Raw genomic sequence first — 5,613 nt, 5'->3', positions numbered from 1 at the left:
ATCGTGCATGTATTTTTTGATGCTTCCGATATAAGTACTGTCTTCATTAAAGGATGCCGTTGCCAGTTCCAGCGCTTTTGCAAACCCAACAATACCATAAATATTTTCGGTACCGGCACGCATGTTACGTTCCTGACCTCCCCCAAGCAACAAGGGCTTTATCCGTACATTTTCGTTGATGTATAAAATACCCACACCTTTGGGACCATGAAATTTATGTGCAGCGCCCGTAATAAAATGTACCGGAGTATTTCGAAGATCAAAGGGAAAATGACCCACTGTTTGCACAGTATCACAATGAAAAATGGCATTGAATACTTTACATAAATTACCCACAGCATGTATGTCGAGCATGTTACCAATTTCGTTATTGGCGTGCAATAAAGTAACCAGCGTTTTTTCTTGTGTAGCAGCCAGTAATTTCTCCAGGTGTTCCAGGTCTATATGTCCATTCGATAACAATTTTACATGGCTTACTTTAACAAGTCCCTGCGCATCTAAATTTTCAACAGTATGCAAGGTAGCATGGTGTTCAATAACCGATGTAATGATATGAGTACAACCAAGATCCCTTACTGCTGCTGTAATGGCAGTGTTGCTGCTTTCTGTTCCGCCGCTGGTAAAAAATATTTCTGCCGGATGCGCATTTAAAATTTTTGCAACCGATTTTCTTGATTGCTCTATCGCCATTTTCGTTTCTCTTCCATAAGAATAAATAGAAGAAGGATTGCCAAATTTTTCAACCAGGTAAGGCATCATTGTTTCCAGCACACCAGGGTCAAGTGATGTTGTTGCAGCATTATCAAAGTAGATTCTGTTCATATCAGGTTAGTAGGAAATGGTGAGTGGTAAGTAAGTGGTAAGTGATGAATAATGAGCATTCGCAATTCCCATTCACTAAATCACTTCATTAATATCTTTCATTAATCTTTTAGCAATATTATTTGCCGTAGTTTCAAAATTGCTTTCTGCATAAATACGTATGATAGGTTCGGTATTGCTGGTACGCAGGTGTACCCAGTCGTTATCAAATTCAATCTTTAAACCATCTTCTGCATTGATCGGCTGATTTTTATATTTTTCTTTTATTTTATCAAATACAGATTGCACATTAATGCCTGCTGATAAAGTAATTTTATTTTTGCTGATAAAATAGCCGGGATAAGTATTGCGCAATTGCCGGATACTTTTTTTGCTGATGGCCAGGTGTGTTAAAAAAAGCGCTATGCCAATAAGCGCATCACGGCCATAATGAAGATCGGGTACAATTATTCCACCGTTACCTTCGCCACCAATTACAGCATTTACTTCCTTCATTTTATTTACCACATTTACTTCGCCCACTGCACTTGGGAAGTACTGCCCGCCATGCCCTACAGTAACATCTTTTAATGCCTTGGTAGAAGACATATTGGAAACAGAATTTCCTTTTTTTCTACCTAATACATAATCTGCTACTGCTACCAGGGTATACTCTTCACCAAACATACTACCATCCTCGCATACGAAACACAGCCGGTCAACATCAGGGTCAACAGCAATACCAAGACTTGCATTTTGCTTTACTACTTCTCTGCTTAATTCGGTAAGATGTTCGGGTAATGGTTCGGGGTTGTGCGCAAACTTTCCATTTACCTCGCCGTTTAGCACAACAATATCTTTTACACCCAATGCCTTTAATAATGCAGGTACAGCAAAAGCACCGGTACTATTTACCGCATCCAGCACTATTTTAAATTTTGCTTTTTTTATGGCTGCTACATCTACCAAATCATAATTTACAACGGCATCAATGTGCTTTTGTAAAGATCCTTCATCCGCAATGGTGGTACCTAGTTTATCAACCGGTACAAAAGTAAAATCCTCTGCTGCAGCAATTCTTAAAACTTCCATCCCCTCAGCAGCATTAATAAATTCGCCCTTGCTGTTGAGCAATTTTAACGCATTCCATTCTTTAGGATTATGGCTTGCGGTTAGTATAATTCCACCGGCTGCGTTTTCAAAAACCACGGCCATCTCTACCGTAGGGGTAGTACTGTAATCAAGATCTAGCACGTCAAAACCTAATGCATTTAGCGTACTAATTACCAGATTTTTTACCATTGCACCACTGATTCGTCCATCCCGGCCCAGCACTATTTTTCTGTTAGCCCCTTCCTTCATCAGCAGGGTGCCATAGGCTGCCGTAAATTTCACCACATCCAGTGGAGTAAGGTTATCGTTTGTTTTGCCGCCAATTGTGCCTCTTATACCTGATATGCTTTTTATTAATGCCATTTGCTGCAATAATTTACGTGAAGGGCAAAGATAAGTAATACAGGACTGGTTCCAAAGCTGTAACTAACCGCCAGCCAAAGAAGATTTTTGAAAGGTAAATCAGCAGATAATGCAGTTAGTTAATAATAATTTGTTGAGGAGCATTTTTTAAGATCGGCAAGGTTTACTCTTTTTTTACAAAAACCAAACTGGCTCTGTCCGCAGAATAAATTTTAGAGAAAAATTCAGCCAACGCTACTGCTTCAGCCACAGGATAAAGGCCACTATTGCGCTGGAAATTTCTGATATATAAAATCTTTCCGTCACTGATTTTTATGATAGCATTGTAAGTCCCAAACTTAGTATCAACAGACATATTTGCAGGAATACTTTCGGGTGTGTAACCGGCAGGCAGTTTTATTTCAACCGAATCAATATCTGTAAATTCATAAGGGAGTTTTAAATCGAACTTTCTTTTGTCCGCATTGGTAAGTTTCAACTGTGATTTATTTAAAATATTGGGTGAAATAAATAATCTTTTGCCAGTAATGATGCAATAATTATTGGCTGTTAATTCCAGCTTTTCCGTCACTACCGGCAGTTGCCCCTTTTCACTTGCGTAATTAAAACTGGTAATATTGTAAGATGGAAGATTCAATTCTTCTTTTAAAATTTCTGCAATTTTTTCCTTGTTAACAGCATCCAGCATTCCCTGCAATTCATCCTGTTGTTGCGCCCGGTATTTTGTTTCAATACCGGCTGTAAGTTTTCCTTCTTCATTTACAGAAGCTATAATTTTTCTTGTCTGCAGGTTATCATTTTTCTGATAGTTGGGTGTACGCACCAATACACCACCATTTTCATCTACCAATAAGGCACACCGGTTACTGGTAAAGCCACTAAGATATCCCATGGGTAAAGTCTGGCTGGTACATTCAAGCCAGATGGTATCTTTAGGCTGCGGCACGCAAACAATGATATGGTTGAATTGGTTCGAAGGAAAATCACTGAGTAATGAATTTTTATTTTGCCCCGCTTTAATGAGTGTATAAAAAGATTTGATGCCCGCTTCTTTCAATAAAGAATACATATAATTACTGAGTGCTTTACAATCACCGTAAGCCTTTGTTGCTACGTATGCCGCATCAAAAGTTTGCCACCCGCCAATACCAAGCTGTATGCTGATATAACGGGTATTTTTTTGCAGGTATTCATACAAAATTTTTATTTTTTCCCGGGAGGAAGATACATTGTCTGTTAGCGCATGCACCTGTTGTTTGATGTTGGCAGGCAGTACATCCCTGCCGTTATTAAGCAGGTAAATAAATTTGCCGAATCCCTGCCAGTTACTCATATCACCTGTAAACTGCTGTATCTCAAAATTTGAGGGGGCCAAAAAAACGGCCGTTGTTATTTCGTACCATTCCGGTTGAAACCTTTCACTTTCAATTGCCGGCAACTTTTCAACGTTCCATTCATATTGCTGCGATTCCTTCAGGATTGTTTTTTGGGGCTCTTTTCCATAATTAAATGCTTTAAAGCGAAGTGTATAATCCGGGGGGAATTGCACCGTTAGTTTGCTTTTTTCTACTGAATAATTTTCATCTTCTACCGGCAACCAGCGGGGTAAATAAAAAACGCCCTTTAATTCAATTTCAGTTTGATACTCTACGGTATAAGGATACATTTTACAATTAAAATTGTGGTGTTTAATCCTGGCATCATCTGCCAGCGAGGATTCGGATGAACCAGTAAAATCCTGCACCTCACTTTTTTTAAGCGATTTTATTTTTTTACCATTTGCATCATACAAACTACCGTCAATACTTCGGATAGAAATAAACTGATCATAGTTTTCTGTTAAAGCAGCTGCTGCTTCACCACCCGCATTTAGTATAGTAACTGCATATTTATTGAATAAGACTGCCTTGCCGGGACCTTTAATTTCCACCTGGATTTCTTCCAATCTTTTTACCACATTGGCATGCGGCAAAAGTTCGGCAGGAATCAGTTTTACATCGTAATTATTTTGAGCAAACGCGGTAAAAAAGTAAGCGGAATTGAGCAGCATTGTTATAAGATACTTCTTCATGGCTATTTCTTTTTGAAAACAATTTGTTCAGCATGTTTTTTTACGATGTAATCAAAAAAGTTTCTGAGCGTGTCATAATCTTCCGGTGAAAACGTTGCTTTTTCTAACTTTATCCTGCTGCGCAGTAAAACCTCATTAGCTGATTTAGAAATAAGGTATTCAAAATAACCTTCGCCGTCATTTAAACTTACTTTTGCTGATTTCGGCATTTCATCCACTACATATCCTGCCGGAATTTCTATTTGAAAATTGTAGGTTTCGTCCATTTTATAAGGCATTTCTACCGGGTATCTTCTTTCAGCAGCAGTAAAAAAATTTTCTTTATAGCCTTCTTTTAACATGGGGTTAAAATAAATAATATTACTGCTGTTGTCGCCATCAACAGTGATGGTATGCGACATCGTCATCGATTTTTCACCATCGTTTTCATTCTCGTATTTGATTTCATCAATAGATAAATCCCCGCTGTAGGATTCTTTCAATTTCTTTTCAAATGCTTCTTTCCCATTATCAATAAACTTTTCCCGGATATTGCTTGATTCATAATATCCAAACATTGCATTGTACGTACCTGTCCATTTACCCGGTTTTTTTTCATCGTTAAAAAGCATCACGTTGGTAAACTTCGATTCCTTCATACTGTCTGCATAAAAATATACTGGATCTGCTGCTTTGCTAACTGTTCTGGCCGGACCGTTGAAACAATATTCGGGTAGTTTATTAAAACCGAGGTAAGGTTTGGATGCATCTAAAAAATAATTTTTACCATCTATTTCCAGTTTACATATAACATAATTAAACCGGTTAATCAGCGGATAAAATTCATTGGTCAGTCCGTTGGCCCGGGTACTTAAAATAACCGGACTGGCCTGCATATTTTCGTGGCGCAGCATGGCGGTTAATAGTAAATTAATGTCAGCAACAGAGCCACTTTTATTCTTAAAAACTTCTTTCATGCCTGCTGATAAATATATACCGTGATGTCCGTTACATTTAAAAGTATTTTTTACAAGGGTATATATTTTCCTGGCTTCTTCCATTGCACTGTTTGTACCTGCCCTGGCTATTTTCATATCATCCGTCAGTCATCCATTATCCTTATCCAACTTTTCTCCAAAGTCTTCATCTTTCAACAGCGATTCTGCCAGTCTGGCCCAGGTTCCCATAATATCTCTATGGACAGTATTGGGAAACTGTTGCCCCGACATTTGAAACTCAATTTTAGAAATATGATTATCTAGGGAAGTGGTAAACTTTTCTTCCTT

5 protein-coding genes are annotated in these 5,613 nt (G+C 38.3%); all 5 read right to left on the bottom strand.

What is annotated here, in order from left to right:
* Positions 1 to 822: cysteine desulfurase family protein (locus H7254_RS04805; protein ID WP_301931908.1), on the bottom strand; the 822-nt coding region annotated here is incomplete at its 3' end.
* A 75-nt stretch (positions 823 to 897) separates the two neighbouring features.
* On the bottom strand, positions 898 to 2,277 hold the full coding sequence (gene glmM, locus H7254_RS04800) for a phosphoglucosamine mutase (protein ID WP_301921280.1): 1,380 nt from the start codon (positions 2,275 to 2,277) through the stop codon (positions 898 to 900).
* 163 nt (positions 2,278 to 2,440) lie between these two features.
* Positions 2,441 to 4,348 (bottom strand): DUF3857 domain-containing protein, encoded by a 1,908-nt coding sequence (locus H7254_RS04795; RefSeq protein WP_301931907.1) that lies wholly within the window; start codon positions 4,346 to 4,348, stop codon positions 2,441 to 2,443.
* Positions 4,349 to 4,350: 2 nt separating this feature from the next.
* Positions 4,351 to 5,421 carry a DUF3858 domain-containing protein gene (locus tag H7254_RS04790; RefSeq protein ID WP_301931906.1) on the bottom strand — a complete coding sequence of 357 codons (1,071 nt, stop codon included), beginning with the start codon at positions 5,419 to 5,421 and terminating at the stop codon, positions 4,351 to 4,353.
* Between the two features lie 12 nt (positions 5,422 to 5,433).
* Positions 5,434 to 5,613: hypothetical protein (locus tag H7254_RS04785; protein ID WP_301931905.1), on the bottom strand; the 180-nt coding region annotated here is incomplete at its 5' end.

It is taken from the genome of Ferruginibacter sp., assembly GCF_014377975.1.
Taxonomy (GTDB): domain Bacteria; phylum Bacteroidota; class Bacteroidia; order Chitinophagales; family Chitinophagaceae; genus Ferruginibacter.
Note: the sequence above shows the minus strand (reverse complement) of the source record. Positions and strands in the feature narration are given on the sequence as shown.